The organism is Embleya sp. NPDC059237, assembly GCF_042754105.1.
Taxonomy (GTDB): Bacteria; Actinomycetota; Actinomycetes; order Streptomycetales; family Streptomycetaceae; genus Embleya.
In genome coordinates this window covers 288,614-313,926 of the sequence record NZ_JBHZAE010000009.1, presented here as the reverse complement: position 1 = coordinate 313,926, position 25,313 = coordinate 288,614, and the positions used below count along the sequence as shown (strand labels likewise).

Genomic DNA, 25,313 nt, shown 5'->3' with positions numbered 1-25,313 from the left:
ACGCGGGCCACGCGGGGTGTCCGGTTGGGGCGCGTCGGGGGGTTGGGGGTTGGGGGTGGCATTAGCCTCGGGGGTCATGAAGATCGCCATTATCGACGACTATCAGGACGTGGCTCGGAAGCTGGCCGACTGGGGTTCGCTCGACGCCGAGGTGCACGTGTTCACCGAGCCGTTCGCCGATGCTGACGCGGTGGTCGCCGCGCTCGCCGGGTTCGAGGTGATCGTCGCGATGCGCGAGCGCACCCGGTTTCCGGCGGAGGTGTTGGACCGGTTGACCGGGCTGCGGCTGCTGGTGAGTACCGGGCCGGTGAACGCGGCGATCGACGTGGCGGCGGCGCGCGGGCGTGGTGTGGTGGTCTGCGGGACGGGCTATGTCGCCCATCCGACCGCCGAGCTTACCTGGGCGCTGATTCTGGCCGCCGCCCGCAATCTGCCGGTCGAGGAGCGCTCGATGCGGGCCGGCGGCTGGCAGGTGGGGCTCGGCGTCGGCCTGCGCGGCAAGGTGCTCGGCGTGCTGGGCCTGGGCCGGCTCGGCAGCGAAGTGGCCCGGATCGGCCACGCGTTCGGCATGGAGTGTGTGGCCTGGAGTCCGCATCTGACCCCGGAGCGGGCCGCGGCGCACGGCGTGACGGCGGTGACCGAGGAGACGTTGTTCGCCCGGTCCGACGTGCTGTCCATCCACCTCGTCCTCGGCTCCCGTACCCGGGGCCTGGTCGGCGCCGCCCAACTGGCCCGGATGAAGCCGACCGCGATCCTGGTCAACACCTCGCGCGGCCCCATCGTCGAGGAGTCCGCCCTCTTGGACGTGCTGCGCCGCCGGGCCATCGCCGCCGCGGCGCTGGATGTGTACGACGTCGAACCGCTGCCCGCCGACCACCCGTTGCGCACACTGGACAACGTCGTGCTCACCCCGCACATCGGCTATGTCACGCGCGAGCTGTACCAGACCTTCTACCGCGACGCGGTCGAGGACATCGCCGCCTACCTCACCGGCGACCCGATCCGGGTCATGAGGTGACGGACGCCCCAGGGCGGTCGGCGGGGCCGGCGGGCGTGGCCTGCCCGGGGACTGCGCTCGCCGCGTGCGCCTCGGCGGCGGCGAGCAGTTGCGCACGGTCGAGCCAGATGCGCTCCCACTGGCGGGTCAGCGCCGGGTAGACGATCAGGTGCCGAAACGGTGCGATGCCGGCCATGTACAGCCGGCCGAACCAGCCGTTGGGCTTGACCAGGACCGCCATCCGCAGCTCGTGGCCGCCGTCCCCGGTCGGCACCCAGCCCAGGTGCATGAGGGCGTGCGCTGTCTTGTTCCCCAGCTCGCCGACGAACTCGCGGTCGAGCCCGTACACGGGCGTGAGTGGCATGCCGCCGGAGTCGGCGGGGTCGACGGTGTCGCGGAGTTCGTCCGGCAGGCGATCACGCAGCGACACCACGCGCTCCCCGAGCCCCGCCCCGGGCCGGTCCCAGCCGAGCAGGACGCCGAGCTTCCGGCGTACCGCGAGCAGGAACCGCGTCGGCGCCGCCTGCCGGCCGCCGCTCGCCCGCATCGCCGCGAGCATTACGGGAAAGTCGTCCGGCCCGGCGCCCGGAGTGCGGTAGGACCACACGTCCTCGACTCGGAAGTCGTGGGCGAACTCGTGGAGCCGCCAAGGCTGTTCGACGTAAGCCGTGCGAGGAAGTCTCATGCCCGCTGCCACCTTTCCGGCGTCGGGACGCCCTGCGCCGCCCCCATATACGCCACCGTACACGAGCATATGAGCCACGTATACGGCGGCGTATATGGGGGCGATTCAGGGGCCGCACGACCCGGAAGCGCACGTCGGGCCGGACCAGGGCAAAAATGTGACACGGCAACAATGTGACACGGCAACGCTCAAACAGCCCGAAACAACGCGGATCGCGCGCCGAGAGCGCACCGGATCGGCCCGAGCACGCCGAAACCACCCGGGTCACACCGTCGCCGCGTGCGTCGACGCCGTATCCGTTACGGTTCGCGGCGCCGGTCGTCGCTGCCGCGACGCTCCGTGCCGTCCGTTTCGCCCGTGCCGTCGACCCGATCGGCGCCGTGCGCCCGCAGCCACCCGTGCGTACGGGCGCGCCGGCCACGACGTGCCGCGTGGGCGCCCGCCGGGCCGTCCGCGTGCCACCTCAGGTAGGCGAAGGCACCGATCAGAAGCAATGCCGGCACCGACACGGCCACCGCCACCAGGACCACCACGGGCGCACCCGTGAGGATCGCGGCGATCAGCAGTCCGATCGAGGTGCCGGACAGCAGCAGCGCCGTCCACTTCAGGATCGTCGGCCAATGCGGCGTGCCGATGCGCACGCCGATGCCGAATCGACGGTGCCGCGGAGTCGGTACGGAGGGTGGGTCGTCGAACACGCGCAGCAGTTCGACCAACTGCTCGTCGTGCGCCAGGGATTCCTCCATGCGCGCGAGTGTGCGCCGTTCCCGGCCCGAAAGCGAAGGTCCGCTCACCACATCCACCTCCCAGCCGGAGCTGCGGGGCGAGACCTGCCGGCGGGGCACGCCCGGCGATGGCCGCCGGGGCGAACCGTGCGCCGGCCGGACCCACCGGCGGCCCGGTCTCGGACTCGGATCACACAGACGGGATCACTCACAAACGGTGAATCCCGATGACACCCCTGAGCGCGAGAACCAGCGCCATCAGGCACGCCACCGCACCGACGATCACGTTGCTGGTGATGGTCCGCGTGGTGTCGAAGGAACCGCTCACGGCCCAGGGCGCGATAATCGTCCACACACCGATGCCGAACGCGGCCCAGCTCATCGCGTGCGTGCGTTCGTAGGCGGACCCGAAGGCGCCCATCATCAGCAGCGCCAGCGCCACGCCGGTGATCAGGTTGTTCGTGGTCAAAGTCGTGAAGCCGTTGAACCCGACGATCCAGGGGGAGGCCGCCAGGTACACACCGCACAGTACGCCCAACGCTTCCGCGGCCTGCGCCACGGCGCCGGTGGTGGCGCGTTCGGAACGAAGTCGCATGGTGACTATGTCGGGGTGCTGTTCAATCGATGGCACTGTCCCTGTCGGTGTCGATGTCGACGTGGACACGTCCACCACCCTCTTTCCGAGAATCGCAGTCCCTTGGTTGATAGCCCTCCCACCTGCAACTAACCCGCTCAAACCTCAATATTTACTGACATTTCGTTCGACCCGATTGACACGGCCACTACATATCGAGAAAACTGGATGCGATACCGCGCCCATCGGCGCCCGCCACCCCGGAAGGCAGCCCGCAGTGGACCCCCTGGCCGTACACAAGGCGCTCGCCAACCCGGCCCGGCTCCGGTTCATGCAGTGGCTGAAGGAACCCGCGAAGTACTTCGACGAGGACTCCTACCGGCAGCAGGGCCTGGGCTTCCACATCGGCGTCTGCGTCGGCGACATCCAGTCCCGCGCCGGCCTGGCCCAGTCGGTGGTGTCCGGCTACCTCCAGACCCTCAAGGACGCGGGCCTGCTCGAATCCGAGCGAATCGGCAAGTGGACGTACTACCGGCGCAACGAACGCACGATCGCCGAGTTCGCGGAACACGTCCGCACCGAACTCTGACCCGGACACTCCGCCCGAACACCCGCCCCGTCGCACGTACACGCACGCCCGTACGCACGTGCAAACGCATCTACATATCTCGATATGTATCACCAGCATCGAACGACAAGGCCACGATGAGAACCACCACCATCACGATCGCAACCCTCGCCCTCGGCGTATTCGGGATCATCACCACCGAGATGGGCATCGTCGGCGTGCTGCCGCAGGTGGCCGACCGGCTGCACGTCGGCACCTCGACCGCCGGCCTCCTCGTCGGCGCGTTCGCCCTGGTGATCGCGGTCTCCGGGCCGTTCATGACGCTGCTCGCGTCGCGGATCGACCGCAGGACCGTGCTGGCCTCGGCGATCCTGGTGTTCGCGATCTCCAACGCCGTGTACGCGCTCACCACCCGGTTCGACGTGATGCTCGCCTTCCGGATCCTGCCCGCCGTAGTCCATCCCGTGTTCTTCTCCGTCGCCTTGACCACCGCGGCCCGCCTGGTCCCGGCGGCGGACGCCACACGGGCCACCACCCGTGTGTTCGCCGGCGTCACCGTCGGCTTCGCCCTCGGCGTGCCGCTGACCTCCTACCTGGCCGAACACCTGTCCCTGGAGGCGGCGTTCTGGTTCGGCGCCGCGATCAACCTGCTCGCCTTCCTGGGCATCCTGCGCTTCCTGCCCACCATGCCGGTCGAGCGTCGGTTGTCGTACGGCGCCCAGGTCGGCGTGCTGCGCAGCGGCCGGATGTGGCTGAGCATCCTGTCGGTGGTCTTCGTCTTCGCAGCGATGTTCTCGGTCTACGGCTACTTCGCCGAGTATCTGGACGAGGTCACCGGCATGGACGGCTCGTGGGTCGGCGCGCTGCTGATGGTGTTCGGCCTCGTGATGATCCTCGGCAACTTCGCCTTCGGCGCGCTGCTGCGGCGCGACGCGACCCGCACCGCGCTCGCCTTTCCCGCCCTGTGCCTGGCCGTGTACGTCCTGCTCTACGCGGTCGGTCCGCACATGGCGCCGATGCTGGTGGCGATACCGATCTGGGGCCTGGTGCACTCCGGCGGGCTGATCGTGAGCCAACACTGGCTCGGGCGCGACGCGCGCGACGCCCCCGAGTTCGGGAACAGCCTGTTCATCTCCTTCTCCAACCTCGGGATCACCGCGGGCACCACGATCGGCGGCTGGCTCCTCTCCGTCACCGGTCCCCGGCAACTCGCCTGGCTCGGCGCCGGTTTCGCGCTCGCCGCGCTGGGCTGCACGGTGCTGCGCCTGAGCCTGGACCGGGTGCGGCCCGGTGTGGCGGCGCAACTTCCGGTGTGACGCGGGTGCGGTCGTTCGGGGATTTGTGAGCGCTCGTGTGCACACTGTGGCTATGGAAAAGCTCTCCTTGGAAGCCCAGGTCCGCGAACTGCTCAAGCTGGCCGCCACCGCCTCTACGGGGCGCAGCGCGCACACCGTGTACGGGGGCCACGAACATGTGTTGCGGCAGACGCTGATCGCGCTGAACGCGGGGACCTCACTGTCCGAGCACGAGAATCCCGGCGAGGCGACCCTGCTGGTGTTGCGGGGGCGGGTGCTCCTGATCGACGGCGAGACGTCGTGGGAGGGACGGACGGGCGACTTCCTGGTCGTACCGAAGTCCCGGCACAGCCTGGACGCCCTGGAGGATTCGGCGGTACTGCTCACCGTCGCCAAGCACGGGTGAGCGACGGCGTCGGGATCACGGCGCGCACATGCCCGCACGGCGGCCGGCATCATGGCGGGCCCGGCCGATCTCCGGCCGTCCCGATCCCATGGAAGCAGGCCCGTACGTGACGCCGACGCATCTCTTCGACATCGAGACGCTGCCCGTCGGCCCGTGGCGCAACGGGGGCGGCGACACGCGGGAGATCGCGTGCGAGGGGTCGGCGGGTGCGGGCGGCGACTCGGCGGACTTCGGCTGGCGGGCGAGCATCGCGACGATCGCCGCCGACGGGCCGTTCTCGCCGTTCCCGGGCGTCGACCGCACCATCACCCTCCTGGCGGGCGCGGGCGTGCGCCTGATCGCGGACGGCGGCGGTGCGCCCGGGGCCCCGCCGCTCGATCAACGGCTCGACCGCCCCGGCGTGCCGTTCGCCTTTTCCGGCGACCTGAGGCTCCGCGCCCGCCTGCTCGACGACGGCGGCGCGGTCCGGGTGCTCAACATCATGACCCGGCGCGGCCGATGGACCGCCGACGTGCGGCGCATCGACGCTCCTGTGCCGCTGCCCGCCGGGCACGCCGGTGTGCTGTACCTGCTGTCCGGGCGCGGAACGCACGGCGGCCCCGGCCCGGCGCTGCGACCGGGGCGGGGCCTGTGGTGGACGAGCGGCGCCGCCGACGAGGCGGCGCCGCTCGAACCCGGCTCGGTGGCGCTGTGGGCGGATATCCGCCCGGTGTAGCGCCCCTCGACCGTCACCTGCCCGTCGATCAGGGCATCGTGCGCAGGTGCGCCGAGATGGTGTTGGCCAGCGCGTATCCGGCGGTCGCGTCCCAGTTGACGGACCAGGTCATCGCGCCCCGAATGCCGCGCCAAGTGGTCGCGGGTCGGTAGGTGCCGCAACCGGTGCCCGACTCCAGGCAGTCCAGCGCATTGTTCACCACGCCGGGCGAGACGTATCCGCTGCCTGCCGCGCGTCCGGTGGCCGGTACGCCGAAGGCGACCTGGTCCGGGCGCAGGCCGCCCTGGAGTTGGATGCACGCCTGCGCGGTGAGGAAGTCGACTCCGCCCTGGGCGTACAACTTCTGGTCGCAGCCGAACATGGTGCCGGAGTTGTAGTACTGCATGTGGACGATGGTCAGGATGTCCTTGATGCTCAGGGCGAGTTGGAAGTAGGCGGTTTGGGTGGTCTGCATGTCCAGGGTCTGCGGGGCCATCGTGATGATCAGCGAGGTGCCGACCTGGGCCCGGATGGCGCGCAGCGCGGTGGCCATGTAGGTGGGGCTGACCCCGTTCTCCAGGTCGATGTCCACGCCGTCGAAGCCGTATTCGCGCAGCAGCGCCGTGGCGGTGCTCGCGAACATGTCGGCGGAGGCGTTGTCGCCGACCCAGACCGCGCCCAACTCGCCGCCGACGGACAGGATGACCTTCTGTCCCCGGGCGTGCATCGCGACGATGTCCGCCTTGAGGTCGGCGTTGGTGTAGCCGCCGAGCGCGGTGGACAGGCCCGGATCCACGCCGAACGTGATGGCGCCCCAGCGGCTGCGGTCGGCCTCGGCGAACGCCACCGCGACCAGGTTGTAGGACGTCGGTACGTCCCGCAGGCGCAGGTTCGTGGAGCCGTTGACGAAGTTGTGCCAGTAGCCGGTCATCACCCGTTTGGGCAGTCCGGTCGGGTCCTGGCCGGTGGGGCCGTCCGGCGCGGTGGTGGCGGTGACGGGAGCGGAACGCGCGGACGATCCGGCGCTGTTGGTCGCGGCGACGGAGAAGGTGTAGCTGGTCTGCGGGGTGAGTCCCGGGATCTCGGCGGAGGTTCCGGCGACCGTGGCCACCTTGGTGTCGGCGCGGAAGACGTCGTACGAGGTGGCGCCGGGCACCGCGGTCCAAGACAGCGAGGCGCTGCGCGCGGTGGTGCCGGCGACGGTCAGGCCCGTGGGTACGCCCGGGATCGTGGTGGATCCGCCCGGGCCGACGAGCGAGACGTCGTCGGCGTAGTAGGCGGGCTGCCCGTACCAGCCGTTCAGGTAGATCGTGACGCTGGTGGTGCGCGCGCCGGTGTGGAACGTGGTGGTGAGCTTTTGCCAGGTGGTGGCGGAGGAGGTCCAGGTGGACACGTCGGTGGTGCCGGTGCCGCTCGCGCCGAGGTAGATGTAGGCACCCTGGACCCAGGCGGATTGGGTGTAGTCGGAGTCGGGTTGCACGGCCACGGTCTGGCTGCAGCGGGCGTTGTCGCCGCCGGCCGGGGTGGCCTGGAGGGCGCCGGTTCCGGCGTGTACGGGGGTGGTGGTCGCGCGGCCGGTGCCGCCGGAACAGGTCCAGCCGGAGAGGCCGGTCTCGAAGCCGCCGTTCACCACGAGTTCGGCGGTGCCGGCGGCGGGCGCGGACGGAGCGAGGACGAGCAGGCTCGCCGCGGCCGTCGTACAGGCCGCGGCGAGGAGCGCGGCCCAGCGGCGCGGGCCGGGCCGGGCTCGACGCGAAGTCGGGGTATCGGCAAGGGCGTTGGGGGGACGTGGGGGTGCCATGGTGGTGTGCCTCCCGTACCGGCCCGGGCGGTTGTCCGCGGGCGTGGGTGTGCGTGGAGGGTGAACCCGGATCGGCGCCGCATCGCCTGATGGGACGTCAGGCTCCCTCGGTGCGGGACGTGCGCAGGCCGTCCGGGCGCACCCGGAGGTGCCGGGGTGCCTGTGTGCACGACGAGTTGACCGCCGCGACGGCGGAACTGTCAATAGGTCTGGACCAATTCGGGCCGGGCGGAAGGCGGTCGGGCGGTTGGACGCGGGGGCCGAAGGCGCGGGCGTGCGCGGCCTCGATCACCGGGGGCAGGTCGCGGACCGGACCGGATCAGTCGAATCGGCCGGGCGCACGGCCCGCTCCGGGCGGGCCGGCGTAGGACTGGGTGATGGTCAACCAGCGGATCGCCTCGGCGCCCTCGGCGCGCACCGCGAGGTCGGTCGGGTGCCGGCGGCGGGTGACCAGGAGGCAGAAGTCGAGCATGGGGCCGGTCACCCGCTCCGTGGCGTCCTCCGGGCCGTGGGTCCAGGTACCGCCCGGCTCGTCCGGGTCGATCAGTTCCACCCGGAACTCCCGCTCGGGTGGCCGCAGTCCGTGCACGCTGTAGGAGTAGTCCCGGGCCCGGACGCCGAGTCGGGCGATGTGCCGGAGTCGGGTGGTGGGGGTACGGAGCACGCCCAGCGTGTCGGCGATGTCCTGGGTGTGCGCCCAGGTCTCCATGATCCGGGCACCGGCCATCGACGCGGCGCTCATCGGCGGTCCGTACCACGGCAGTCGGGCCCCGGCCGGCAGCGCCGCCAGTAGTTCCGGGACCGCGTGCCGGCCGTCCCGCCAGCGGGCCAGGATGTCCTTCGGCGGTGCCGTCGCGCCGGCTTCCGCGCCTCGATCGACGAAACCGTCGGGGTCGGCGGCGGCCACCGCGACCGCGCCCGCGAAGGCGGTGGGATCGGTCGCGGCGAGCCGGACCTGATCGTCGGTCCAGGCCAGATGGGCGATCTGGTGCGCGATGGTCCACCCGGGCGCGGGCGTCGGCAGCGCCCACTCGGCCGCCGACAACGAGGCGACGAGCCGGTCCGACTCGGCGCCCTCCGCGCGGAGATCGTCCAGCATGGCCGCGAGATCCACCATCGATGCCGTCCTCTCGTCGCCCGCAGCGTCGCACCGCGGCGAGGTCGCGGGCAAGCACCGGGATCGGCTCACGGGGGCGGGGCTGCCCGGTGGCCCTGCCGGTGGCGGTCGCGCCGGCCGGATCGGCCGGGGTCGATAGGTCGGGCGGTGGTCGACCCGGTCGCTGCGGCGACACGGGCTCCACATGGCCGTGTCGGGGTCAGACCGTCAGGAGGATCGCGCGGGCGTCCGTGTTGAGGGTGTGGCCGCCGGGGGTGGGGGCGACCGGGACCGGCCAGTGCACGTGGCCGCAGATGGTGAGGGACGGCGGGGCGGCCCGGATGCGGGCGGCCGGCTCGGCGCGGCCCGGCTGGGTGGGCGTGGCGCCGGGCGGGCCCTCGTGCAGGATCAGCACGTCGGGGGCGGCGCCGAGGACGCGGTCGACGAGGGCGGTCTGCGTCTCCGCGGCCCGGCGGCCCGGCCGGTTCGGGTCGCCGATGATCCGGCCCACGCCGGCGAAGCGGACCCCGCCCACGTCGACGTGTGCGCCGTCGAGCAACACGACGTGCGGGCCCGCCTCGACCAGGTCCGCCGTCGACACCTCGTCGTGGTTGCCGGCCACGCCGACCACGAACGGGCAGCCGGCCGCCGCGAACGCCCACCACACGTCCCGGACCGCCCCGCTCGCGCCGCGCCGATCCGCCGCCGGCGCCGCGTACAGGTCGCCCGCCAACACCACGCCCACCCGCTCCGGCACCGGCGCCGACCCCTCCTGCGCCCACACCGTCAGGAAGTCGGCGAGCGCGACACCCAACAGCACCGGCGGCCCACCCCAGGGCGAGGGCGCGACCCCCTGGAGGTCACCGGCGACCAACACCGCGTCGCACACCGCCGGCAGTCGATCCACCCGCAACCGCCCCACCGGCAACCGCGCCGCCTCGCTCCCGCCCCCGACTCGCGCCCGGCGATACCCGACCTCGGTCACCGCCTCCACCCCACCACCCACGATCCGCATCCCCGCACGGTAGTTCCCGGGCGGGCATCGAAGGCAGGGCAACGGCCCGACTAGGCCCTGTCCGGCGGATCTTGGTGGATCGGGCCGCGTCGTCCGGTGCCGTGCATCGGCGTGCCGGAGAAGCAGCCGCATAGTGGTTCCATTCGGCTGTTTCTCCGGTGCGGCGAGGTGCGGTGCCGGGCGGCGCGGACCCGCCGAGATCCGCCGGACAGGGCCTAGGCTGCCGGACATGCGGAACAACGACGGATACGAGCCGGTTTTCCGACGCAGTCGCCTCCGGGGAGGCCGCTACGTCTACAACGTCCACAACCCCGTGGGCCGCGTCCTGACCGTGCTCGCGCTGACCGTCACCGGCGTCTTCATGCTCCTGATGGCCACCCACACCGGACCCTTCGCGGACTCCCCCACCCGGCCCGGGCCGACGCTCCCACAGAGCGGGCCGTACGCGCCGACGTCGGCCCCCTGAGCCTCCTCGGCCCCCCTGAGCCCCCGGTCCCGGCATCCCAACAATCCCCCCTCCGGTCCCCTCAGTCCCCCTCCTCTCGCAACCGCCGGGCCCGCAAAACCAGTTCCAGTTCGAAGCGGCGATCCGGCTCGTTCATCTCGTCGCCGAGCAGGTCCCGGATCTGCCGCAGCCGATAGCGGACCGTCTGGGCATGCACGCCCAACCGGGCCGCGATCTCCGGTGCGCCGCCCCGAGTTTCCAGCCACGCCAGCAGGGTTTCCTCCAGCCGACGGGCGTGCGCCGGCGAGCAGCTGTCCAGGGGGGCCAGGCAGCGGCGGGCCAGGTCCTCGATCAGCTCCTCGGGCGGAAGCAGCACCAACGCCTCGGTGTGCTCCGTACATCGGATCAGCCGCCCCTCGGGCAGGTGTCCGCGCTCCACCAGACGCAGCGCCGTACACGCCCAGTGCAGCGACTTCGCGGCGTCGGCGATCGGCACCGACGGGCCGATCGCGCCCGACCAGCCCGCCATCGCCCGCCGCACCAGTTCGGGGCGTCCGGCCGTGTCCGGGTCGGGCAGGATCATCCGGGGCCGTTCGCACTCCATGTCCAGGAGCACGTCCCGACCCACCGCCGGCGCCACCGCGTCGGGCGCTGGGCGCAACAGCACGCCCACGGCGACCTGTTCGGGCACCGTCCAGCCGATGCGGGCGGCGTGTTCGGCCAGCGCGCTCGCGGGTTCGGTGCCGTATTCGGTGAGCAGCAGTTTGATCAACCGCTTCTGCGCCCACAGCCGTTCGCCGACCTGGCGGGCCGCGGCCTCGGCATAGCCGTGTACGGACTGGGCGACCAGTCCGTCGAGGAACTCGAAGCCCGCCTCGGCGAGTTCGTACATCGCGGGCGGCGGGATCTCCACCCGCTGACCGATCTCGGCCAGCCGCCGCCAGGCCAGCCGCACGCCGAGCCGGTACATCGCCTGCAACGAGTCGAGGCTGCGCCCCTGGAGCACTTCGGCGCGGCCGAACAGCTCGAAGATCTCCAGACGTTCGTGCCGCCGATCACCGGTCGCGGCCAGGTGCTCGACGAAGTCGACGAGGGCGCGCCGGATGGCGACCAGCGCCATCGGCTCGCCCGACTCGTCCGGCACCAGCGGCACGCCGGGGTATTCGATCCGGATGTCACGCAGGATTCCCTGCGCCAGTTCGGGTACCTCGGCCATGGCCAGATCGGCGAACCGCCGCAATTGCGGCCGGGGTACGTCCCGCCAGGCAGTGCGCACCGTCACCTCGCCCCTCCCTCGCGCCGGTCGGTCGGCGCCGTCTTCGGGGTCCGCCGGCCGATGCCGGGCCGGACCCGTCTCCCGGCGTACGGGCTCGGCATCAGGGCTGCGCGGTCGGCGCCGGCGTCGGGTCGGTACGGAACGAGACCAGCGGCGAATTGGGTTGGTCGGGAGTGGAGTTCAACGCGGCGACGATCCCGAGCCCGGCACCCACGGCGAGTGCGGCGGCGAGGATCACGGTCGACCCGGCGGCGAGCAGTCTGTGCATGCTTCGACGAGCCTCTCGATCGGAGGGCACCCCGCCCATTCCCATGCACCGGCTCTATATCAGCACAGTGTGCGAGGTGTATTGACACTCCGTCAAGGGTGCGCCTACGGTTCCCGGCCTGGGACGGACCCGAGCCCGACCTGCGTCGGAACCCACGCCGGAACCGCCCAGACCCGAGACAGACGTGCACGTGCCCGAGGCCGAACGCCGTCAGGAGTGCCGGATGCGCCGCCCCACTTCGCCCCGCCCCATCTCGTCCCGCCCCTCGATCCCGTCCCTGCTCCTGCTCGGTGTGGGAGTGTTCCTGCTCGTGCTGGCCGCGATGCTGGCCTGGTACGTCGAACCACACGCCGAGCGCACCCCCGTCGACATCGACGACACCGTGGTCTTCGCCGGTAGCGGCAGCTATTTCGACACCGCCACGCTGAAACCCGTGGACGGAAAGACGATCACCGTGACCCGCCGCGTGCTCGGCGACGTGGCGGAGGCCAAACGCAGCGGCCGCGCGGTGTGGGACGTGTCGACGACCATCGACACCCCCGAGACGCTGGCCTGGGGGGACCCGCGCCGGTCCTACCAGTGGACGCTGGCGCGCTGGGTGACCGACCGTCGCACCAACGCGCCCGTGCACTGCTGCGGCGAGACACCGCGGATCGAGGGCGAGGCGTTCCTGAAGTTCCCGTTCGACCTGGAGAAGCGGCAATACCGCTGGTGGGACGAGACCTTGGGGGCGGCGATCCCGCTGGACTACCGCGGCACCACCAAGGTGCTGGGGCATCGCGGCTACCGCTTCACCGGCGCGGTGCCGGACACCCGGATCGGCGTACGCCAGGTCCCGGGCGCACTGGTCGACCTGCGCGCGCAGCCGCAGGTGCTCGCCGAGGAGTGGTACGCCAACGCGGGCATCGAACTGGTCGTGGATCAGCGCACCGGCCGGGTGATCGACGCGAAGATCGCCCCGCGCAAGACCCTGCGCGCACCCGGCGCGGCGACCGCCTCGGTGGTCCTGCTGAACAGCGACCGGATCGCCTTCACCCCGCAAACCCGGCGCCACCAGGTCGACTTGGCGAAGCGGGACGACCGCAAGCTGACCGCCATCGGGTGGATCGCTCCGCTCTCGGCGGCCGGCCTCGGGGTCGTGTTGGTGACGCTCGGGGTGGTATTCCTGGTCCGAGGCCCGCGCCGCGCGTCCGGCGGCGCCCCGGGCGACGGTACGGCCGACGACCGCGACCCCGAGGGCGACACCCGCCCGCTGCCCGAACGGCACGCGGAACCGGCACCACATTGACGGTTCGCGGCCTCACCCGGGAGCAAAATTGTCACCTCGGTGAGTAGCCGACCGGTGACGCGGTGGCGAAAACTACGAACTCACCCCGCACATCCCGCCCGTCCCGCAGAACCGGCACCGCCGTTCCCATCGCGGCGACCACGCAGCCCATCCCTCCCCCGGGATCCGGCCCGACCCCGCGCACCGAACGCTCGCTCGCTCCAGGACCGAGAACGAGACCGAGATCGAGAACGAGTTGGAGCTCAGATGCCCCAGCACGTGCCCGCGTTGCGTGCGGTGACGCCCGTATCGCCGCGCCGACCCGTCCCGCCCACCCGCTCGTCCGACCGTTCCCCGCACCCCCACCGCATCGTCTTCCTGGCTCGCCGCGACCTGGCCAACCCCGCCGCCGGCGGCTCCGAGCTGCTGGTCGACCGGCTGGCCGACGGACTCACCGCGCACGGCCACCGGGTGACCCTGATGTGCGGCGGCCCGGCCGCCGATCGGGACTACCGGGTGGTCTCGGCGGGCGGCGACACCGACCACTACCTGCGCGCCCGTCGGACCCTCGATCGCCGGATCGGCGGCTGCGACCTGCTGGTCGAGGTGTGCAACGGCATGCCGTACCTGACCCCGCTGTGGCATCGCGGCCCCACCGTGTGCCTGGTCAACCACGTGCACACCGACCAGTGGGCCATGCGCTTCCCGGGCCCCGCCGCCCGGATCGGCCGGCGCCTGGAGCGCTGGGGACTGGCCGGCACCCATCGGGGCAACCTGATCGTCGCGGTGTCCGGCTCGACCGCCGGCGCGCTGCGGGAGATCGGCGTACCGCCGGAGCACATCCGGGTGGTGCACAACGGCGTCGAGGAGCCCGCCCCGCCGGTGCCCACCTCGACCGAGCCGCTGTTCGTGGCCGTGGGCCGGCTGGTCGACTACAAACGCATCGATCTGCTGCTGCGGCTGTGGGAGCAGGTCCGGCCGGTGACGGGCGGTCGGCTGGTGATCGTCGGCGACGGTCCCGAACGGGATCGGCTGCGTGCCGTCGCCGGGCCCGGAGTGCGTTTCACCGGCTGGGTGTCCGAGGCGGAAAAGCACCGACTCCTGTGCGCGGCCTGGCTGTTGCTGCATCCCTCGCAGGTCGAGGGCTGGGGTCTGGTGGTCACCGAGGCCGCGGCGCGCGGCACACCGGCCGTCGGCTTCGACATCCCCGGGCTGCGCGACTCGATCGACGACGGCGTCACCGGCGTACTGGCGCGCGGCGAGAGCTCGTTCGCCGCCGCGTGGTGTGCGCTGGCACTGGCCCCGAGACGCCGCGAGGCGATGGCCCGCGCGGCGAGGCGACGCGCCGCCCGCTACCGATGGAGCGCCACCGTCCGGCAGTTCCGGGCGGTGGCCGCCGAGGCGGCGGCGTCGGGGACCGGACGGAGCAGCCGGTGGTGATCGTGTGAAGGACCCGTCGCTGCGCCGGTCCCTCGCGCTGTTCCGCGCCTTCCGGCACGAACAGAGCGACCCGGACGGCTGCTACGGGCTGCTCGCCCGGGACGCCGCCGACCAGATCGAGCGACACATGCGGCTGCGCGGGCGGGTGGTGGTCGATGTCGGCGGCGGCAGCGGGCACTTCACCCGCGAGTTTCGTCGGCGCGGCGCGCACGGATACCTCTTCGAGCCCGATCCCCGGGAGTTGACCGCACGCGGCACCCCGCCCGAAGGCGCGGTACTGGCCGACGGCTACCTGCTGCCGCTCGCGGACGGGACGGCCGACGTGTGCTTCTCGTCCAACGTGCTCGAACACGTCGCGGATCCGCGCACGCTGCTGAGCGAGTTGGTGCGGGTCACCCGCCCGGGCGGATTGATCTACGTGTCCTTCACCAACTGGTACTCCCCGTGGGGCGGTCACGAGTGGGCGCCGTGGCACTACATGGGCGCCGAACGCGCCCGCACCCGCTACGCGCGCCGCACCGGCCGCGCGCCCAAGCACATCCTGGGCGAGAACCTGTTCGCCGTACACGTCGGCCCCACCCTGCGGTACGTACGGGCCCGGCCCGACGTGGTGGTGGTCAGCGCCCGCTCCCGCTACTGGCCCTTCCTCGCCGGCACGGTCACCCGGATCCCCGGGCTGCGCGAGGTGATCACGTGGAACCTGCTCCTCATTCTTCGGCGGTGCCCGTGACGGCGCGGCCATCGCCCGACGCATCCGTCGGTCCCGCCGCCGGCTCCCCCGACGCCGGGTATCGCGCGCGCCCCGCAGGAGGCACCCGTGGCTGAGACGACCTTGACCCTCCCTCCGGCCCGGCCCGGTCGACCGCCCGCCGCGCCGCCGGCCGTCGAACCACCGGCCGAGCGGGCGCGGCATCGGTTGTGGGTGCCGGCGTTCTGGGTGGTCGTCCTGGTCGGGTTCCTGGCCAAGTCCCCCGGCAAGACCACGTTCGAGACCAAACTCGGCGTGGCCACCGACCCCTGGGACTTCATCGGCGACCTGGGCAGCCTGTGGCACGACCGGGCCGGCTTCGGCGGCCTCGCCGACCAGTACATCGGCTACGCCTTCCCGATCCTGCCCTACTACGCGCTCGCCGACCTGGTGCGGCTGCCCGTGTGGTTGGCCGAGCGGCTGTGGTTGTCGCTGATCGTCACCGCCGCCTTCTGGGGCGCGTTGCGGCTGGTGGAGGCGCTGCGGATCGGCACCGCGCGCAGCCGACTGCTCGGCGCGGCGGCCTACGCGTTGTGGCCGACGTTCACCATCGTGATCGGCTCCACTTCGGCCGGCGTACTGCCCGGTGCCGCGCTGCCGTGGGTGCTGCTGCCGCTGGTGTCCGACCGGCTGAGCCCTCGGCGTACGGCCGCCCGGTCCGCGGTGCTGATCCCGTTCATGGGCGGGGTCAACGCGGCCTCCACGCTGGCCGCGCTGCTCCCGGTGGGGCTGTACCTGCTCAGTCGGCCGGCCGGGCCGCGCAAGTGGCGGCTGATCGCCTGGTGGGTTCTCGGGGTGCTGCTCGCCACCGCCTGGTGGGTGATCCCGCTGATCCTGCTGGGTGTGTACGGCGAGAACTTCCTGCCGTACGTCGAACAGGCCGACACCACCACGACGACCATGTCGGCGACCGAACTGCTGCGCGGCGCGGGCAACTGGGTCGCCTATCTCGACTTCGGCGAACCGTGGTTGCCCGCCGGCCGAACCGTGGTCGCCGCCGTGGTCACCGTCGTGTGCTCCGCGTTCGCCGCCGCGCTCGGCCTGGCCGGGCTGGCCCGCCGCGACCTGCCCGAGCGGCGCTGGTTGACGCTGACGGTGCTGGTCGTGGCGGCGATCACGCTTGCCGGGTACGCCGGTTCGTTCGGTGCGCCGTTCCATGGCACGATCCGCGACTGGCTCGACGGTCCGATCCGGCCGTTCCGCAACATCTACAAGTTCCAACCCGGACTGGCCCTGGCCCTGGTGCTCGGCCTGGCCCACCTGGTCGGCACGACGAGCACCGCCGCCCGAGGCACCGTCCCATCGGCCCGACACGGGCTGCGCTCCGGTCGCCCCTACGCGCCGCTGATCGCCGCCGTGCTCGTCCTGCCCGGGCTGGCCTGGCCGTACCTCAACGGCACGATCCTTCAGCCCGGCGCCTTCAAGGAGTTGCCGCACCACTGGCACCAGACCGCCGACTGGCTCGAGCACAACTCCGCCGACAGCCGGGCCCTGGTGGTGCCCGCCACCGCGCACGGGCTGTACACGTGGGGGTCGCCGATCGACGATCCGCTCGATCCGCTCGCCGATTCCCCGTGGGCGCAGCGAGACTTCGTCCCGTTCGGCACGCCGGGGCAGCGCCGGGCGACGGACGCGATCGAGCAGGCGCTGCTCACCGGCGGTGAAGTACCGGGCCTGCGCGACTTCTTGATCCGCGCCGGACTCTACAACGTGGTGGTGCGCAACGACCTCGATCCGGACCAGATCGGCTACGTCCCGCCGAACGTGGTCGAACGCACCCTGGTCGCCTCCGGATACCACCGGGTCACCGCGTTCGGTCCGGAGATCACCGGCGGACGCATCCCGGAGGACACCCCGGTCCAGGTACAGGGCCTGTTCAGCCGCCGGCAGGCGGTGGAGATCTACGCGCCGCCCGCCGACACGCCGCGACCCGGCCGGGTCGGCACGCGCGCCGTCGCGGATACCGCGGTGCTCAGCGGCGGTTCCGAGGCACTGCTGCAACTGTCCGCCGATCCCGGCATGCGTGACCGACCCACCGTGCTCACCGGCGACGACCACCCCGGCATCGACCGGCCGGAGGTACAGGTGATCGCGGACGGACTGCGGCGCGCGGACACCCGGTTCGGGCTGGTGAACAACAACACGTCGTACACCTACACCGCAACCGAGCGGAATCCGTCCGAGAGCGCGCAGGCCGCCGGCGAAAAGCCGAAGCAGATCCTGCCGACGACCGGCACCGAGCACCAGACCACGGCGGTGTTCGCCGGCGCGAAGGCGGTGACTGCGTCCAGCAGCGGCAACTGGCTGTTCCATCTTCCGCAGTTCGACCCGGTGAACGCCTTCGACGGCGATCCGAGCACCGCCTGGACCGAGGGCAGCGCGGACGGGCCGGTCGGCCAATGGTTGCGGGTGGCCTTCACCGGGCCGATCGATCTGCCCGACACGCTGCGCCTGACGCCATTGGCAGGCAGCGCCATGCGCGCCGCGCCGACCCGGGTGCGGGTGGAGACCGCGCGGGGCTCCGAGGAGAGTTCGCTGCAACCCGACGGCACCGCGCAGATCGTCCGGGCACCGGCGGGCCGGGCGAGCTGGTTGAAGATCACCATCCTGGGCGCGCAGTCCCCACGTTCGGGCCTGTCCGGCGCCGGGTTCGCCGAGGTGTCCGTCCCCGGGGTGCAGGTCTCGCGGGTATTGCGGCTGCCCACCGACGCGGCCGGCGCCGATGCCTCGACCCGGGTCTACTCGCTGCACCGCGACGAGGATCCCGGCGGGTTGTCCCCGGTGAACGCCGAGAACGGGCTGCACCGGCGGTTCGACACCGCCGCCGACGGCACATTCACCGTCGACGTGCGCGCCGCCGGAGTCACCGGCGCCGAACTGGACCGCCTCGTGCAAAACGCGGTACCGGACAGGCCGCCGGGCATCACGGTGACCGCCGAGTCGACCGGATACACCGGCAGTCGGCTCGACGCGCGCAATCTTGTGGACGGCGACCTGACCACCGCGTGGATCGCGGGCGATCGACCCGTACTGCACCTGAACTGGGGGCAGCCCAGGTCCGTCGACCAGATCGTGCTCGGCGCGGCCGGCGGGTTGTCCGCGCGCCCCGAACGCATCGAGATCTCCACGCCGTTCGGCTCGACCACCGCCTCGGTGGACGAGAACGGCACGGCCCGGTTCCCCTCGATCTTCACCGACCGGTTGACCATCACGATCAGCAAGGTCGCGCCGCTGACCCTGCACAACCCACTCGCCGACCAGCGGCTGCAACTGCCCGTGGGATTGAGCGAGATCTACATCCCGGCACTGGCCGACCTGCGGCAGCGCCCCGCCGACCCGGGACAGACCTTCCAACTGCCATGCGGCCAGGGCCCGACGCTCAAGGTGGACAACGTGCCACACCCGACGAGCGTGTCGGGCACGGTGCGCGACCTGACGGAGCGTCGGAGTGTCCGGGTGCGACTGTGCGACGGCGACGCTCCCGGGGCCACGCTGCCCCTGCCCCGGGGCACGCATACGGTCGAGGCGGACAACCGGGGACCCGTCGAGATCACCGACGTGACCCTGACCGGCGGGCAACTGCCGCCCACGAACCGGCAGTCGGCGCGGGTGGCCACCGCCGTCGACTGGAGCGGCGACCACCGGACGGTACGCGTGGGGTCGGGCGAGGCCACCTACCTCCAGATGTACGAGAACCGCAACTCCGGCTGGAAGGCCACACTCGACGGCAAGAAGCTGCGCCCGGTCCGGATCGACGGCTGGCAGCAGGGCTGGCTGGTCCCGGCGGGCGCGGCCGGGACCGTGCGGCTCGACTACGAGCCGGGCGGGATCTACCGGGGCGGACTGATCGGCGGCGCGGTGGCCCTGGCCGCCCTGCTCGCCCTGGCGTTCGTCCGGCGGCGCAACGAACTCCCGGCCGGGGACGCTCAGTCGCGGGTCGAACCGCCCGCGCCCGGCTCGATCCTGGGCGTGGTCGCGCTGACGGCGGTGATCGTTTTGGCCGCGGGGCCGTTGGCGCTGGCGGTGCTCGCGCTCGCGGTGGTGGCGCGTCGATGGCAACACCTGCTGGTGCCGGTTGCGTTGGTGGCGATGGTCGGAGCGGGCATCGCGGCGGCGACCGGGGCGGGCGAGCCCGTCGGTGCCGGAGACGGCGCGTTCGGGCCGGCCGCGCAGATCCTGGCGCTGATCGCACTGATCGCGGCACTGGTGACGGTGGGCGAGGCGGATCGGGGCAGCGGCGACGACCCGACCCGGCGGGACCCCGCCGTCGAACCCACACACCGGAGCACCGGGCAGACGCCCGGCGACGAGGCCACCGGGGGGCCTCCCGATCGGGAGGCCGATACGGCGGAACTGCCCACCGTGGCACCGGACTCGCGGCGGGCCGAACCCGGGGAGGGCGATGACGCGAAGCCCGGGCACAAGAAGACCGACCCCGGGGCGACCCACCCCGACCAGTCCCACACCGAGGAGACCGACCAACCATGAGCGCGGTGCGCCCGGCTCGGCGCGAGCACCCGGCCGAACCGGCCTCGGCCCGGATCCCGTTCCCGGTCGTCGACGAGGTGTCCCGGCAGTGTGTACGGCCGGGCGAGGCGATCTCGGTGCACATGGAGATCCGGCTGCCCGGACAGCCGGATCCGGCCCGGCTGCGCACCGCGTTCCGGGCGGCGCTGCGCACGCACGCCCGCGCGCTGGTGCGCGAGGCACCCGCGCCCTGGTACGCACGCCGCTACGCGTGGGAACTCACCGACGCGCCGGACGTGGAGCCGATCCGCTTCCCGCCGCCCGGACCCGGCGCACTGGCCCGGGCCCGGGCGGCGGCGCTGGCCGAGGCACCGCCGCTGACCCTGGCACCGCCGATCCGGATCGAGGTGATCCGCTCGTCGCCGACCGCCGCCGGGTGTGTCCTGCTGTGCACGATCCACCACACCGCCCTGGACGGCCCCGCCTTCCTGCGCGTGCTGGCAACGACGGCGGAACTCTACGGCGGCGCCGGCAACGACCCGCCGGCCGCGCCGCCCACGACGGATCGAGCCGCCGCCGGCACGCCGACCAACGGGCCCGGCCTCGACCCCGGGAGTCCGTCGGCTCGCTCCGCCCGGGTCGCGCCGGCGCCCTCGTCCGACCCGAACCGGCGCACGGGCAACGGCGTGCTGCTCGGCGAACTCCCCCTGCACGCCCGCCCGTCCGGCGCCGACCACACCGTCAACGACCGCCTCCTGGTCGCCACGTGCCTGACCATCGCGCACTGGAACCGGCTGCACGACGCACCGCTTCGACCGATCCGGATCACCATGCCCGTGGACGACCGCCCTCGCGGCCTCGACATGCCGATCGGCAACGGCACCCGCCTGGTCGACGTCTGCTTCGGACCGCGCGAATACGCCCCGGAACACGACGGCAGGCATGACGGCGGGCACACCTCGTACCCGAGCCCCGACCACATCGCCGACCTGCTGCGCCGCACCGCCCGCCGCACCCGCGAACTCCGTGCCGCGCGCCGACCCCCGCTCGGTCGCGGCGCCGCCCTGCTGACCGCGCCGGTACTGCCCGTCGGCGTGCGCGCCGCGTTCACCCGGGCCCTGGGCCGTGCGGTCGGACCGTGGACCTCGACCACCCTGCTCAGCAACCTCGGCCGCATCCCCTACCCGCTGGACTTCGGCGACGCGGGCCGGGCAAGCGCCGTGTGGGTGTCCGCACCCACCCGGATGCCCAGGGGTCTGACCCTGACCACGACGGGCACCGCCGACCGCCTGAACGTGAGCCTGCGCTGGTCCCGAGCGCTGCTCGACGACGCGGCGGCCCGGCAGCTGTACGGCCTCCTGGACGCATACCTTGCCGCCGTCGCCGCCGCACCGAACCCGCCGCCACCCGGAAGTGGTTCGTGATGACCGCCACCCGCCCCGCCGGCCTGCGCGCGTTCTACGAGGACCCCTCCGTCCCGGTCGCCTCCGGCCCGGAACGCAGCCGCCGGCAGGCCGCCATGCTGGCCCGCGCGCTCGGCCCCGAACCGGCGCTGATCGTGGACATCGGCTGCGGCGACGGCTCGGCGGCAGCGATCGCCGGACCGCTGCTCGCCCGCCATACGCTGGTCGGCCTCGACTGGTCCCAGGACGCGCTGCGCCGCGCCGCGCCCCGGCTCGGCCATGTGGTGCGCGGCGAACTGAGCGACGGCGGGCTGCCGTTGGCCGACGGCGCGGTGGACGCGGTGATGTTCGCCGAGGTGTTGGAGCACCTGGTCGACCCCGACGCCGCGCTGGACGAGCTGCGCCGGGTGCTCAGACCGCGCGGTCACCTGATGGTGTCCACCCCGAATCTGGCCGCCTGGTACAACCGGGCGCTGCTGCTCGCGGGTGTCCAGCCGGTCTTCTCCGAGGTCAGCCTGCGCGGCATCCACGGCCGCCCGGGCACCGAGGTGGTGGGCCACCTGCGGCTGTACACCGCCCGAGCGCTTCGGGAGTTCCTGGTCGCGGCCGGCTTCGAGGTGGTCCGGGTCGCCGGCGCGCCCTTCCACGGCGTGCCCCGCCCGTTGCGCCCGCTGGACCGGATCGCCTGCGCCGCCCCCTCGCTCGCCTCGATCCTGCTCGTGCACGCGCGGCGGCGGTAGCCGTGTGGTGGGGCGTGGCCGCGGCGCTGCTCGCCAACGTGCTCTACAGCGGCGGATTCGTACTGGAGAAGCGGGCGTTGACCGGGCTGCCCGCGCTCACCGTCGGCCGCCCGCTGCGCACGATCGGGCTGCTCCTGCGCAGTGCGCCGTGGCTGGTCGGCTCGCTCGCCCTCGCCGCCGGATTCGCCGCCCAACTCGTCGTCTACCGCGCCCTGCCGCTCGCCGCCGCACAGGGCATCCTGGTCGCCGGCCTGGTGCTGCTGCTCGTGTTGTCCTCGGTGGTGCTGGGCGAGCGACCCTCCGCCCGGGAGCGCGCGGGCGTGCTTGCCGTCCTCGTCGCTCTGGCGATGGTGGTCGGCTCGCTCCGGTCCTCGGACACCGTCGGCGACCACGCCCCGGTCGGCCGACTCCTGGCCGTGTGCCTGCCGGCCCTGGTCGGGTCGGCGTGGCTGTACGCGGCGGCAGGCCGCCGGGCCCGGGATCCGGGTCGCCCGCCCGTCACCGGCGTCGAGTACGGCGTGGCGTTGGGCCTGCTGTACGGGGTGAGTTCGCTGGCGATCAAGGGCGTCTCCGGCCGGGTGGGCACGCACGACCCCGGCGGCCGGATGCTGGAACTGCTGCGCTCGCCCTACCCGTACCTGCTCGTCGGCACCGGCGCGGCCGGTTTGGTGTTGTCCCAGACCGCGCTGCAACGGTGCCGGGCGTCGTTGATCGTGCCGGTGTGCACCACGGTGTCCGCCCTGTTCACCGCCGTGCTCGGCAGTGTCGCCTTCGACGAGGCGCCGCCGCACGATCCGCCGCGGCTCGCGCTGCGCGTGGCCGGCACGGTGCTCGTCGGCGCCGTCCTGCTCGTCCTGCCCCGGCACGACCGAGTCCCCGTCCCGGAAGAGGAGTCGCCCGATGGAACCCGACAATCCGCTGCTCCGGATCCTGGCCTGTCCGCTGGACAAGGGGCCGTTGACCCTGCTGATCGCGGAGGACGCGTTGTACAACCCGAGGTTGCGCCGGCGCTATCCGATCGTGGCGGGCATCCCGCAGTTGTTGCCGTCCTCCGGCGTGCCGGTCTCCGACGACGAACACGCGCGGATCACCCGCCGGAGCGCGCCGTGACGCTCGCCGCCCGGGTCGGTCCCCGGGTGCCGCCGAAGCTGGTCACCACCGCCGTCGACGTGCTGTATCCGCGCTTCGAACCGGAGTTGCGCCGGCTCGCCGACTTCGTCCCGGCCGGCGGCACGGCCGTGGATGTGGGCGGCTGGTACGGGCCGTGGTCGCGGCGCTTGGCACGGCGCGCGGACCGGGTGGTGACCGTCGAACCGGTGCCGCACCTGGCCCGGCTGCTCGCCGAGGGCGCCCCGGCCAACATGCGGGTGGTGGCCGCCGCCGCGGGCGATCGGGCCGCGGACACCGTGTCGTTGTGGTTGCCGCCGGGCGACCGGGGCGATCGGGGTGTGTCGTCGCTGGTCCGCCGGGAGATCCACGACCGGGCGCTGGAGGTGCCCTGCGTGCGGCTCGACGACCTGGGGCTGACCGGGGTGGTCTTCGTCAAGATCGACGTGGACGGCAGCGAATCGGCGGTACTGCGCGGGGCGGAGGAGGTGTTGCGCCGCGATCATCCGGCGCTGTTCATCGAGTTGGAGACGCGCATCGGGTCACCGGCGCCCGTGCTCGACCTGCTCGCCGAACTCGACTACGCGGGCTGGGTATTGCCGGGGCGGAGCTGGTTGCCGCTGGCCGGGTTCGATCTGGCCGGGCACCAGTCCCGAACCGCGCATGTGGCGGAACGCGGGTTGTTGCGCCGGACGTTGGCCCCGTTCAGTCGCCGCTACGTCAACTCGGTGCTGTTCCTGCCGAAGTCGCGCCGGCCCGGCGACGGTTGACGCCCGCCCCCGTCACAACAGGCCGTGGTTGTGGGCGTAGATCGCCGCGTGGGTGCGGTCGCGCAGGCCGAGGCGGGACAGGATCCGGGAGATGTGGTTCTCGACCGTGCCCTCGCTGAGGTAGAGCCGGGAGGCGATCTCGCGGTTGGTCGACCCGGTGGCGATCAGCCGCAACACCGCGGTCTCCCGCTCGGTGAGCACACCGGGTCCGGAGCCGGAGCCGGAGCTGGGGCCGGGTCCGGAGCCAGAGCCGGAGCCAGAGCCGGAGCCGGAGCGCGCTTCGAGCAACGACACCACGGCATCGACCGGCCTCGGTTCCGGCTCCGCGCGGGCCAGGTTGGCCGCCAGTCGGCGGGTGATCGAGGCGTCGAGCTGGGCGACGCCCGCCCGGGCCGGCCGTACCGCGGCGGCCAGTTGCGCCGAAGGCAGGTTCTTCAACATCCTGGACACCGCGCCGGCCGCGCTGCGGGCCTATCCGCGCTACCGGGACAAGGTGCCGGGCGGGTACGAGGAGATGTTGGCCGCGGGTTACCCGAAGGGCTCCGAGCAGACCTGGGAGTTCCACTACCAGAAGTTGTGGGACTCGCTGCAACGCACGATGCGCGAGGAGATCGACCCCGACTACGACGGCGCCTGGGAGGCCGGAACGCCGTTCTGCCCGCCGAACACCGTCAAGGGGTGCGACACCGATTACGTCTACGCCAAGCGGCCGGCCGCCGTGCACGACGCGGTGGCCCGGCTGTCCCTGACCGGGAAGATCAAGCGTCCGCTGATCACCCTCCAGGGCACGCTCGACGCGCTGTTGCCGATCAGCCGCAGCGGTGACGTGTACGCGAAGATGGTCGACGACTCCGGGCGCGGCCGGATGCACCGCTACTACCGGGTCACCGGTGGGACGTACGCCGACGGGTTGTACCAGGGGCTGGAGCAGTTGGTCCGGCCGATGTCACCGTGCTTCGCGACGGCCTTCGACGCGCTGTCCGCCTGGACCACGCGGGGCACGCCCCCGCCGCCGAGCCGGACCGTTCCGGCGCCCGCGCCGGGCATCGACAAGGTCAACGGCTGCACGCTGTAGGCGGACGGTTCGGATCCCTGCGCGGCAGCGGGCACTTCACCACGGGCCACCCGTGCGGCGTCGTCGACGCGGCACGGGTGGCGTCCGGGTGTCCGCCCTGTTCGACGGGCGTCGGGTCCGGCGCCTCAGCGGACGTTCGGGTTGGCCGGCTCGCGCTCGGCGGTCGTGCGGACGGTGTCGGCGGCGCCGGGCGCGCTTCGTACCGCGCGGGCCGAGGTCTGCGCCGGCTGCGTGGTGTCGTCCTCGCGCATCGCCTTGGTCTCGCTCTTGAGAATGCGCATCGACCGGCCCAACGCCCGTGCGGTGTCCGGCAGTTTCCGGGACCCGAACAGGACGATCACCACGATCGCCAGGACCAGCAGGTGTCCGGGCTCCAACCCGTTGCGCAACATCGCCACTCGCCTACTTCCACGTCGCGGGCCCGACGCCGCGCCCGACGCCGGGCAGCCCG

26 protein-coding genes are annotated in these 25,313 nt (G+C 72.6%); 15 read left to right on the top strand and 11 right to left on the bottom strand.

Annotated features, from left to right (window positions below):
• Positions 1 to 76 precede the first annotated feature (76 nt).
• Complete coding sequence (locus tag ACFXKZ_RS28015) at positions 77 to 1,018, top strand: D-2-hydroxyacid dehydrogenase family protein (RefSeq protein ID WP_380003792.1); 942 nt, start codon at positions 77 to 79, stop codon at positions 1,016 to 1,018.
• Here the strand turns inward: ACFXKZ_RS28015 and ACFXKZ_RS28010 are convergent.
• The 3 genes from ACFXKZ_RS28010 to ACFXKZ_RS28000 form a co-directional block, all read right to left on the bottom strand.
• Positions 1,008 to 1,682, bottom strand: a complete 675-nt coding sequence (locus tag ACFXKZ_RS28010; protein ID WP_380003791.1) for a DUF2867 domain-containing protein — start codon at positions 1,680 to 1,682, stop codon at positions 1,008 to 1,010. The genes ACFXKZ_RS28015 and ACFXKZ_RS28010 overlap by 11 nt on opposite strands.
• Positions 1,683 to 1,981: 299 nt before the next feature.
• A complete protein-coding gene (locus ACFXKZ_RS28005; RefSeq protein ID WP_380003789.1) occupies positions 1,982 to 2,428 on the bottom strand; it encodes a hypothetical protein in 447 nt (148 codons plus the stop codon).
• Between the two features lie 187 nt (positions 2,429 to 2,615).
• Positions 2,616 to 3,002, bottom strand: coding sequence for an SPW repeat protein (locus ACFXKZ_RS28000; RefSeq protein ID WP_380003896.1), 387 nt, complete (start codon positions 3,000 to 3,002; stop codon positions 2,616 to 2,618).
• 256 nt (positions 3,003 to 3,258) lie between these two features.
• On the opposite strand from ACFXKZ_RS28000, the gene ACFXKZ_RS27995 reads away from it, so the two are divergent.
• The 4 genes from ACFXKZ_RS27995 to ACFXKZ_RS27980 all read left to right on the top strand — a co-directional run bounded on the left by ACFXKZ_RS27995 (position 3,259) and on the right by ACFXKZ_RS27980 (position 5,965).
• Positions 3,259 to 3,570, top strand: a complete 312-nt coding sequence (locus tag ACFXKZ_RS27995; RefSeq protein WP_380003787.1) for an ArsR/SmtB family transcription factor — start codon at positions 3,259 to 3,261, stop codon at positions 3,568 to 3,570.
• Between the two features lie 116 nt (positions 3,571 to 3,686).
• Complete coding sequence (locus tag ACFXKZ_RS27990; protein ID WP_380003785.1) at positions 3,687 to 4,865, top strand: MFS transporter; 1,179 nt, start codon at positions 3,687 to 3,689, stop codon at positions 4,863 to 4,865.
• A gap of 52 nt (positions 4,866 to 4,917) precedes the next feature.
• Positions 4,918 to 5,250 carry a LuxR family transcriptional regulator gene (locus tag ACFXKZ_RS27985; protein WP_380003784.1) on the top strand — a complete coding sequence of 111 codons (333 nt, stop codon included), beginning with the start codon at positions 4,918 to 4,920 and terminating at the stop codon, positions 5,248 to 5,250.
• A 106-nt stretch (positions 5,251 to 5,356) separates the two neighbouring features.
• A complete protein-coding gene (locus tag ACFXKZ_RS27980) occupies positions 5,357 to 5,965 on the top strand; it encodes a HutD family protein (protein ID WP_380003783.1) in 609 nt (202 codons plus the stop codon).
• Positions 5,966 to 5,993: 28 nt separating this feature from the next.
• Here ACFXKZ_RS27980 and ACFXKZ_RS27975 read toward each other — a convergent pair whose 3' ends face one another.
• The 3 genes from ACFXKZ_RS27975 to ACFXKZ_RS27965 form a co-directional block, all read right to left on the bottom strand.
• Positions 5,994 to 7,745, bottom strand: a complete 1,752-nt coding sequence (locus ACFXKZ_RS27975) for a chitinase (protein ID WP_380003782.1) — start codon at positions 7,743 to 7,745, stop codon at positions 5,994 to 5,996.
• Between the two features lie 319 nt (positions 7,746 to 8,064).
• On the bottom strand, positions 8,065 to 8,862 hold the full coding sequence (locus ACFXKZ_RS27970) for a TIGR03084 family metal-binding protein (RefSeq protein WP_380003780.1): 798 nt from the start codon (positions 8,860 to 8,862) through the stop codon (positions 8,065 to 8,067).
• 199 nt (positions 8,863 to 9,061) lie between these two features.
• Positions 9,062 to 9,856: a hypothetical protein gene (locus tag ACFXKZ_RS27965; protein WP_380003779.1), complete on the bottom strand. Its 795-nt coding sequence runs from the start codon at positions 9,854 to 9,856 to the stop codon at positions 9,062 to 9,064.
• Positions 9,857 to 10,085: 229 nt separating this feature from the next.
• On the opposite strand from ACFXKZ_RS27965, the gene ACFXKZ_RS27960 reads away from it, so the two are divergent.
• A complete protein-coding gene (locus ACFXKZ_RS27960; protein ID WP_380003778.1) occupies positions 10,086 to 10,322 on the top strand; it encodes a hypothetical protein in 237 nt (78 codons plus the stop codon).
• Between the two features lie 61 nt (positions 10,323 to 10,383).
• Here ACFXKZ_RS27960 and ACFXKZ_RS27955 read toward each other — a convergent pair whose 3' ends face one another.
• Together ACFXKZ_RS27955 and ACFXKZ_RS27950 are read right to left on the bottom strand one after the other, a co-directional pair.
• Positions 10,384 to 11,583: a helix-turn-helix domain-containing protein gene (locus tag ACFXKZ_RS27955; protein WP_380003777.1), complete on the bottom strand. Its 1,200-nt coding sequence runs from the start codon at positions 11,581 to 11,583 to the stop codon at positions 10,384 to 10,386.
• Between the two features lie 94 nt (positions 11,584 to 11,677).
• Positions 11,678 to 11,845 (bottom strand): hypothetical protein, encoded by a 168-nt coding sequence (locus ACFXKZ_RS27950; protein WP_170222150.1) that lies wholly within the window; start codon positions 11,843 to 11,845, stop codon positions 11,678 to 11,680.
• Positions 11,846 to 12,068: 223 nt separating this feature from the next.
• Here ACFXKZ_RS27950 and ACFXKZ_RS27945 point away from each other — a divergent pair, with 223 nt between their 5' ends.
• From ACFXKZ_RS27945 to ACFXKZ_RS27920, 6 genes are all read left to right on the top strand, one after another.
• Positions 12,069 to 13,133: a DUF3068 domain-containing protein gene (locus tag ACFXKZ_RS27945; RefSeq protein ID WP_380003775.1), complete on the top strand. Its 1,065-nt coding sequence runs from the start codon at positions 12,069 to 12,071 to the stop codon at positions 13,131 to 13,133.
• Positions 13,134 to 13,379: 246 nt separating this feature from the next.
• The gene (locus ACFXKZ_RS27940) at positions 13,380 to 14,552 is read left to right on the top strand and encodes a glycosyltransferase family 4 protein (protein WP_380003774.1); all 1,173 of its coding nucleotides are present in this window, start codon (positions 13,380 to 13,382) and stop codon (positions 14,550 to 14,552) included.
• A gap of 4 nt (positions 14,553 to 14,556) precedes the next feature.
• The gene (locus ACFXKZ_RS27935) at positions 14,557 to 15,282 is read left to right on the top strand and encodes a class I SAM-dependent methyltransferase (RefSeq protein ID WP_380003773.1); all 726 of its coding nucleotides are present in this window, start codon (positions 14,557 to 14,559) and stop codon (positions 15,280 to 15,282) included.
• A gap of 87 nt (positions 15,283 to 15,369) precedes the next feature.
• A complete protein-coding gene (locus tag ACFXKZ_RS27930; RefSeq protein ID WP_380003772.1) occupies positions 15,370 to 19,788 on the top strand; it encodes an alpha-(1->3)-arabinofuranosyltransferase family protein in 4,419 nt (1,472 codons plus the stop codon).
• Positions 19,785 to 21,191, top strand: coding sequence for a condensation protein (locus tag ACFXKZ_RS27925; protein ID WP_380003771.1), 1,407 nt, complete (start codon positions 19,785 to 19,787; stop codon positions 21,189 to 21,191). The genes ACFXKZ_RS27930 and ACFXKZ_RS27925 overlap by 4 nt, the downstream gene beginning before the upstream one ends.
• The gene (locus tag ACFXKZ_RS27920; RefSeq protein ID WP_380003770.1) at positions 21,191 to 21,910 is read left to right on the top strand and encodes a class I SAM-dependent methyltransferase; all 720 of its coding nucleotides are present in this window, start codon (positions 21,191 to 21,193) and stop codon (positions 21,908 to 21,910) included. The genes ACFXKZ_RS27925 and ACFXKZ_RS27920 overlap by 1 nt, the downstream gene beginning before the upstream one ends.
• A gap of 202 nt (positions 21,911 to 22,112) precedes the next feature.
• Here ACFXKZ_RS27920 and ACFXKZ_RS27915 read toward each other — a convergent pair whose 3' ends face one another.
• The gene (locus ACFXKZ_RS27915) at positions 22,113 to 22,472 is read right to left on the bottom strand and encodes a hypothetical protein (RefSeq protein ID WP_380003769.1); all 360 of its coding nucleotides are present in this window, start codon (positions 22,470 to 22,472) and stop codon (positions 22,113 to 22,115) included.
• Between the two features lie 338 nt (positions 22,473 to 22,810).
• Here ACFXKZ_RS27915 and ACFXKZ_RS27910 point away from each other — a divergent pair, with 338 nt between their 5' ends.
• Together ACFXKZ_RS27910 and ACFXKZ_RS27905 are read left to right on the top strand one after the other, a co-directional pair.
• A complete protein-coding gene (locus tag ACFXKZ_RS27910) occupies positions 22,811 to 23,020 on the top strand; it encodes a Trm112 family protein (protein WP_380003768.1) in 210 nt (69 codons plus the stop codon).
• Positions 23,017 to 23,787, top strand: a complete 771-nt coding sequence (locus ACFXKZ_RS27905; RefSeq protein WP_380003767.1) for an FkbM family methyltransferase — start codon at positions 23,017 to 23,019, stop codon at positions 23,785 to 23,787. The genes ACFXKZ_RS27910 and ACFXKZ_RS27905 overlap by 4 nt, the downstream gene beginning before the upstream one ends.
• Before the next feature lie 12 nt (positions 23,788 to 23,799).
• Here the strand turns inward: ACFXKZ_RS27905 and ACFXKZ_RS27900 are convergent, their stop codons facing one another.
• Positions 23,800 to 24,081, bottom strand: a complete 282-nt coding sequence (locus tag ACFXKZ_RS27900; protein WP_380003766.1) for a response regulator transcription factor — start codon at positions 24,079 to 24,081, stop codon at positions 23,800 to 23,802.
• Between the two features lie 61 nt (positions 24,082 to 24,142).
• Here ACFXKZ_RS27900 and ACFXKZ_RS27895 point away from each other — a divergent pair, with 61 nt between their 5' ends.
• Positions 24,143 to 24,862, top strand: a complete 720-nt coding sequence (locus ACFXKZ_RS27895; protein WP_380003765.1) for a 3-hydroxybutyrate oligomer hydrolase family protein — start codon at positions 24,143 to 24,145, stop codon at positions 24,860 to 24,862.
• A gap of 125 nt (positions 24,863 to 24,987) precedes the next feature.
• Here ACFXKZ_RS27895 and tatA read toward each other — a convergent pair whose 3' ends face one another.
• Positions 24,988 to 25,254, bottom strand: a complete 267-nt coding sequence (gene tatA / locus ACFXKZ_RS27890) for a Sec-independent protein translocase subunit TatA (RefSeq protein WP_380003764.1) — start codon at positions 25,252 to 25,254, stop codon at positions 24,988 to 24,990.
• Between the last annotated feature and the right edge of the window lie 59 nt (positions 25,255 to 25,313).